The organism is Kitasatospora sp. MY 5-36 (assembly GCF_001182915.1).
Lineage (GTDB): Bacteria > Actinomycetota > Actinomycetes > Streptomycetales > Streptomycetaceae > Kitasatospora.
The window spans coordinates 1-6,910 of sequence record NZ_LFVW01000539.1 but is presented as its reverse complement, the minus strand read 5'-3'; the positions used below and the strand labels follow the sequence as shown (position 1 = coordinate 6,910).

The following is a 6,910-nucleotide window of genomic DNA, read 5'->3' as shown; positions in this document are numbered from 1 at the left end:
GTTCAGGTTCGACGTGGCCGACGGCTGCCCGCCGCTCGGCGAGACCGTCAGGTGGCCCGAGCCCTGCGGGTTCGTCACCGTCACGTTGAGCGCCACGGCCGCCACCCCCTGGGCCGGCAGCCCGCCCTGGCCCGCGACCTGCACCGCGAAGGTGCTCTGGCCGGCGGCCTGCCCCTGAGCGGCGCCCTTGCCCTCGCGGGTGTCGGCGATCCGCGCCGGGTTCATCGAGGTGTACCCGTTGGCCGCGGTCTTGGCGAAGTAGCCCGTCACGTCGGCGATCAGGTCCACCGTGCCGCCGCTGCGGTTGGCCAGCTCGACGTACCCGTCCGCGCCGACCGGCACGATCGCCAGCGTCGGCACCGTCCTCCCCGCCGCGAAGTTCACGTTCGAGGTGGTCGGCTGCGACGTGCCGGAGGCGAACGCGATCACGTGCCCGTCCGCCACGGCGTTGGTCGCGGTGATGTTCAGCGCCACCGCCGACACCCCCGCCGGGATGCCGCCGCGGCCGGCCACCTTCACCCTGGTCGCGGCGTTCGGGCCGACGGCCCCGACGTACGGCGCCCCGGTGCCGTCCCGGGTGTCCAGCAGCCGGGTCGGCGCGTACGGGGTGAACTCGGAGCCGTTCAGCACCACCTCCGCGGTGGTAGTGGCGGTCAGCTTGCTGGTCTGGTCGGTCGCCGTGACCGTGATCGTGTGGGTGCCGGCCTTCCTGAACGTGTGCTTGAAGTGCCCGTACGCACTGGCGTTGGCCGCGTCCGTTTCGACCGGGCTGCCGTCGCCCCAGTCGAGCTGGTAGCCGATGGAGCCGTTGGGCAGGTCGGTGGTGACGCCGGTGGCGACCCCCACGCTGAGCGAGTCGGTGCTGTAGGAGCCCACGCCCACGGTGAACTTCGGCGCGGCCGACGGCGCCGAGGACGGCGCGGCGGCCGCGGTCTTCTGCTGTGCGGCCCCGACCCCCTTGGCCGCGAGGTCCTGCTCCGCGGCGGCCTGTCCGGCCTGCTCCGCGGTGGCTCCGGCGGCCGGAGCGGTGGCGGTCGCGGCCCCGCCGGGAGCGGCGGACGGGCTCGCCGCCTGCGCCACGGCGGGCACGAAGCCCACGACTGCCGCGACGACGGCGGTGGAGATGATGAAGCGGTGACGGTACACCGGCCCCCCAGTGCTTGAACGAGTTCAAAAAAGCCTGGACCGGAGCCTACCTGAACAAAGGTTCGGACCCGGCGGAATATCCGGCCACCTCCCGGCATCGGCCGGTGAACGGCCCGGAGAACGGACGGGACGACCGCACCGGACCGTGCGGCGAACCGGCGGAACCGACCGGCCCGGCCGGCCCGGAAAGCGGCACAGGCCCCCCGCCCGACATGGGCGGAGGGCCTGTGACCTGCGTGTTCGTTGTGCCCCAGGCAGGATTCGAACCTGCGACACCGGCTTTAGGAGAGCCGTGCTCTATCCCCTGAGCTACTGAGGCGGGGCCCGCGTGCTGCCGGGCCGTTCACAGCGTACCGGATCGGGGCTGGGGCTCGGGGTGCGTCCTGTGGATCTTGTCGGATCGGGCCGCGGCGGCGCGGACCGGGCGGGATCCGCGGGAGGCGCCGCACGGCGGCGGAGGGGGTGCGGGTGGCCGACGGCGTGTCAGGGCGGGTCAAGTAGCCTGCCGGGCAGGGCGGGATCCGCCCCGGCGCGTCGCGTGAAGGAGACGAAGGACTCGATGAGACCTGCTGTGCGCCCGGTGGGCCGGCTGTTGGGGCAGGTGTGGGTGTGGCCCGCGCTGGTCATGCTGGCGGTGGGCGGGTACCGGCTGGGAACGCCGGACCTGTGGCGGGACGAGATGGCGACCTGGACGGTGTCCACCCGCTCGCTGGGCGACCTGCTGCGACTGCTCCAGCACGTGGACGCCAGCAACGGCGCGTACTACCTGCTGATGCACGGCTGGACGGCGGTGTTCGGCGACTCGACGCTCTCCCTGCGAATACCCTCCGTGCTGGCGATGGCCGGGGCGGCGGCGCTGGTGGCGCTCACCGCCCGACGGCTGTTCGGCAGCAAGGTGGCGGCGGTCGGCGCCGGGCTGCTGCTCGCGGTGCCCCCGGAGATCTCCCGGTACGCCCAGGAGGCGCGCTCCTACGCGCTGGTGACCTGCGCGATCGCGGCGGCCTCGTACTTCCTGCTGCGGGCCCTGGAGCGGCCGACCTGGCGGCGCTGGGCGCCGTACTGCGTGGCCATGGCGCTGGCCGGCGCCGGGCACCTCGTCTCCTTCAGCACCGTCGCCGGGCAGCTGGGGCTCCTGGCGCTGCACCTGTGGCGCACCCGTCCGGCGGCGGACCGGCGGCTGCTGTGGCAGTACCCGCTGGCGGTCGCCGTGGCGGCGCTGCCGGTGCTGCCGGTGGTGCTCCTGGGCAGCCGGCAGTCGGACCGGCAGCTGGGCTGGATACCGACCCCCTCCCTGCGCGGCCTCGCCTACTTCGGCGAGCGCCTCTTCGGCTCGGACCTCGTCTTCTACGCCTTCGTCCCGCTGGCGCTGCTGGCACTGGCACTGCCCGGCCGGCGGATCCAGGCCTGGCAGGCGCTCCTGCTCGCGGAGCTGCCGGTGGTGGGCGTCTGGCTGGTGTCCCGGCTGACCGACACCTCGTACTTCCTCGGGCGGTACCTGCTGTTCACGGTGCCCGCCTGGGCGGTGCTGGCCGGTGGCGGCGCCGGGGCGGTGTACGGCGCGGTGGCGGCCCTGGCCCGACGGCGCGGCCGGGCGCCCCGGGGGGCCGTCGCGGTGGCCGGGCTGCTGACGGTCGGGCTGCTCGCGGCACCGGCCGTGGTCGCGCTGCCGAAGCAGCCCGAGATCCGGTACGCGGACTCGCACAACGGCTCGGAGGAGCCGTTCAAGGCGGCGGCCCGGGAGATAGCGGCCGGCTACCACACCGGGGACGGGATGGCGGCCCCGCTGGGCGACCAGTCCTGGGCGATGGCCTGGCCGGGCGTCAGCTACTACCTGCCCCGGGACGTCGTCCCTTTCCCGGTCTTCGTCGCGCAGAGCGCAGACGACGCCGAGGACCTCTCCCCGACGCCCTGCCCGCAGCCGGCGGACTGCCTGGGCGGGGTGTCCCGGATATGGCTGCTGGTCCTCGGCGACACCGAGGACCCGCTGGGCGCGATGCCGACCGACCAGGCGCAGGTGCTCCGCACCCAGTACGGCGACCCGGACCGGGTGACGCCGCTCGGCGGCCTCACGCTCGCGCTGCTCGACCGGGACGTGTAGGGGGCGGAAGGAACGGAAGAAGGGGAGCCGGTGTGGACCGGCTCCCCTTCTTCCGTCCCGCGTTCGGCGCCTCAGCCGCTCAGCGCCTCACAGCGTGCGCAGCAGCCGGGACTGGATGGACGGCGGGTTCAGGTCGGACTGGAGGGCCACCGGGACCTCCGCCTTGTCCTCGCCCGCGCCCACCCGCAGCGTGCCGACCTCCGTGCCGGCCAGCGCGCGGTGGCCGATCTTCGAGGTGTCCAGGGTGACCGTGCCGGAGATGCCGGGGAAGCCCGCCACCACCAGGTCCTTGGTCGCGACGACCGCGACCTTGCCGCCGATCCCGTCGTCCACCGAGCCGACGACGTCGCCCTTCTTCACCACGGTCTGGCCGGTCACGCCGTTCTGCGCGGCCTGGATCTGCTTGCCGCTGACCTTCAGCACGGTCGGCAGGATGCCGTCGCCCGGGTTGGGCGAGGTGGCCTGCTGGCCCAGCGTGACGCCGAGGATCAGCCGCTGCACGCCGCCGATCTCCTTGTAGGCGGCCCACATCAGGCAGCCGCCGGCCGGGGTGCTGGAACCGGTCTTGACGCCGATGACGCCGGTCTTCGGGTTGATCAGGTTGTTGGTGTTGGAGATCTTCACGTTGTTGAAGTTGGTCTCCGGGGTGGAGACGATCTGCCGGAAGATCTCGTCCTGCATGACCTGCTCGGCCAGCTTCAGCTGGTCCTTGGCGGTGGACTTGGTGTCCGCGCTGAAACCCGCCGGGTCGGCGTAGATGGTGTTGGTCATGCCGAACTTGGTCGCGGTGTCGTTCATCAGCTTGACGAACGCGTCCTCGGAGCCGGAGTGGAAGCGGGCGAGCAGCCGGGCCACGTTGTTGGCCGAGGGCAGCATCAGCAGTTCCAGCGCCTGGTACTCGGTGATGACCTGGCCCTCGGTGAGGGTCACCCGGGACTCGTCGACGTTGCCGGACTCCTGCGCGGCCTGCTTGTCGACGGTGATCTTCGGACCGCTCTCCCCCTTCTTCAGGGGGAACTTCTGGAGGATCAGGTAGGCGTTCATCACCTTGGTGACGCTGGCAATCGAGGACGGCGTCTCCTGGCCCGAGCTGCCGAGGCTGCCGACGCCGACCACCTCGGCGGCGGACTGGCCCTTGGCCGGCCAGGCGAGGTCGAGTACGTCGCCGGAGAAGCTGTAGCTGCCCGCGGCGGTCATCTTCAGCTTGGGGTCCGGCAGCGGACGCAGCAGCTGGGCCACCGCGAGCGCGCCGAGCACCACGGCGAGGAAGACCGTCCAGATGGTCACCCGCTTGAGGGCGCGCCGCAGCGGCGAGACCGGGCGGGCGTTGAGGGAGGCCAGGACCTCCATCGCCTCGGCGGTGTTCTCCGGCGACGGCAGCGGCTCCGGGGCGGGCAGCGGCTCGGGCTTGGGCAGCGGCGGGACCGGCGGCACCGGCCGCGGGTCGGGCTCCGGCAGCGGCTTCGGCGCCGGTACGGGGGCGGGCTCGGGGGTCGGCTTCGGCAGCGGCGCCGGACCGGGGGTCGGCTCGGGCTCGGGAAGCGGCTTGGGCTCGGGCCTGGGCTCGGGCTTCGGCTCCGGCACGGTGCCGGTCCCGGGGACGGCGGCGGCCGCGGAGGCGCGCAGCGGCGCGGGCTTCTCCAACTTCTCGGCCTGCCCCGGCCGCTGACCCGACTGACCGGGCTGAGCGGGCTTGGTCAGCGCGAGGGTCACGGAGCCGATGGCGGGAGCGGCCTCGTCGTCGCCGGTGTCGCCGGTCTCCTCCGGGGTCTCCTCGGCCTTCCCTGCCTTCTCGCTCTTCTCGGTCTTCGCAGCCTTCTCGACCGGCTCCGCCGTGGCGGCTTCGTCGGCCTTGTCGGCCGCTTCGTCGGCCGGCTCGTCGAGCTTCTCCGCCGCCTTCTCCACCGGTGCGGCGGCAGGCTCGGAGCCGCCCTCGGAGCCGGTCTCCCCCGACGGCTCGGCCGTCTTCTCCCCGGCCTTCCCCGCCACCGCGGCACCTGTCCGCATGGCGAGACGCGGGTCGGCGGCGACCGGACGCCCGGCGGGCTCCGTCACCTCCGCGGTGTCCGACGAGGACTCCTTCTCCTCGCCCCCACCTTCGGAACTCCCCTTGCCGGCAGCCTTCACCAGCTCCTCGGGCAGCCGCAGCGCGGTGGTCCGGTTGTCCACCGGCAGCCGCAGCATCGTCGTCCGGCTGTCCACATCCCGGACGCGGAGCTGCACGGTCGAGCCGCCCTTGGGCGCCGTCGCCGGGGCGTCGTCGGACGCCTCCGGGGCGGCCTCGGCGGAGGTCTCCGCGGGGCTCTCCGAGGCGGTGCCGGAGTCGGCGGCCGAGGTGGCCTCGGAGGAGGTCTCCGCGGTCGCCCCGGTCTCAGCCGCGGCTGACGCCCGGTCGGCCGCCGCACCGGAGCCGCCCCCGGCCGGCCCGGCGGCGCCGGCCGCCGCACCGGTCCGTTCGGGTTCGCGGTCCCGCTGCCGCTCGTCGCCGTCCCTCAGCACCCTGTCGGGGGACTCGCCCACGTATCCCAGCCTCCTCAACGCCCGGCGGGGCACCGGCGAACCCGATTTCGGGAAGCCGACGCCCCGCCCCGTGTACCTGTACAGTCTCCGCCACCGGCGGCCGTTCCGGCCGCGCACACCCCGCCCGACCGGCGCTTATTGTCGTCGCCCGGCCGCGCCGCGGTCTGTTCACCGCTCAGACGCAGGGCCCGCCGCCGCCGGTTCCGCGCCTTCACCGCAAGGTCACGATTCGGAGGCGTACTCGACAAGCCCGTGTGAGAGGCGTCACCCTGTCTCTCATCCACGCGGGGAGGCTTGGATGGGCAAGAGCCGCAGAACTGTTCCCGAGGAACTCTTGCTGCTCGCTTTGGACCCGACCACGGGTACCACGGCGCAGCCGCAGACCCTCGACCTCGGACTTGCCGGGGCCCAGCTCGTCGAGCTGTCCCTGGCCGGACGGATCGTACCGGAGGGAGACCGGATCGCCGTCGTGCTCGCACGGCCGACCGGCGACCCGACCCTCGACCATGCACTGGAACTGCTGCGCCGACGCGGCAGTCCGGTCCGCGCGGCGCACTGGATCGGCGGGCCCCGGCTGGGGCTGCGGCAGACGTATCTGGCGCACCTGGAGCGCTGCGGCATGGTCACGGCCGTACCGGGCCAGGTGTGCGGCGTGCTGCCGACGACCCGGTACCAGGCGTCCGACGACTGCACCAACGCCGCGATCAAGCAGCGGCTGGACACCGCGATCCGCACCGGCGTCCCGCCGGATCCGCGGACGGCGGCGCTCGCGGCGCTGGCCCACTCGGTCGGCCTGGGCAAGCACCTGTACCCGGGCAACGAGGGCCGGTCCTCGCGGTCGCGGCTGCGCGACCTGATCCGGTACGACCCGCTGGGCGGGATGGTCGCGCACGCCGTGATGGACGTGCAGAACGGCCTACCGGCTCAGCAGAACCGTTCTTCCCAGGGTTCCGGGGCCGCTTCCGGCCGTCCTGGCGCCCGTACGGCGGGCCGGGGTTCGGGCGGGCGGGTCCCCGCCTCCCGGGTCGGCGTGCGCTGATCACAGCGGCGGGCACTGATCTCGGCGGAGCGCACTGACCGCGGCGGTCCGCGCGGCCCGGCGGGCAGCCATCACGGCGCCCGACACCACCGGCCGCACGCCCGCCG

3 protein-coding genes, 1 tRNA gene and 1 pseudogene are annotated in these 6,910 nt (G+C 73.8%); 2 read left to right on the top strand and 3 right to left on the bottom strand.

Annotation, left to right across the window (positions count from 1 at the left end):
- Together AE652_RS29490 and AE652_RS29485 are read right to left on the bottom strand one after the other, a co-directional pair.
- Positions 1 to 1,146: pseudogene (locus tag AE652_RS29490) on the bottom strand (PKD domain-containing protein); the annotation flags it as partial.
- Between the two features lie 246 nt (positions 1,147 to 1,392).
- Positions 1,393 to 1,465 (bottom strand) — tRNA-Arg (locus AE652_RS29485).
- Positions 1,466 to 1,705: 240 nt separating this feature from the next.
- Between AE652_RS29485 and AE652_RS29480 the strand changes: the two genes are divergently transcribed.
- Positions 1,706 to 3,244, top strand: coding sequence for a glycosyltransferase family 39 protein (locus AE652_RS29480; protein WP_082346052.1), 1,539 nt, complete (start codon positions 1,706 to 1,708; stop codon positions 3,242 to 3,244).
- An 87-nt stretch (positions 3,245 to 3,331) separates the two neighbouring features.
- Here the strand turns inward: AE652_RS29480 and AE652_RS46670 are convergent, their stop codons facing one another.
- Positions 3,332 to 5,764, bottom strand: coding sequence for a D-alanyl-D-alanine carboxypeptidase (locus AE652_RS46670; RefSeq protein WP_049656971.1), 2,433 nt, complete (start codon positions 5,762 to 5,764; stop codon positions 3,332 to 3,334).
- Positions 5,765 to 6,062: 298 nt separating this feature from the next.
- Between AE652_RS46670 and AE652_RS29470 the strand changes: the two genes are divergently transcribed.
- Positions 6,063 to 6,803 carry a GPP34 family phosphoprotein gene (locus AE652_RS29470; protein ID WP_049656970.1) on the top strand — a complete coding sequence of 247 codons (741 nt, stop codon included), beginning with the start codon at positions 6,063 to 6,065 and terminating at the stop codon, positions 6,801 to 6,803.
- The last annotated feature ends 107 nt before the right edge of the window (positions 6,804 to 6,910 follow it).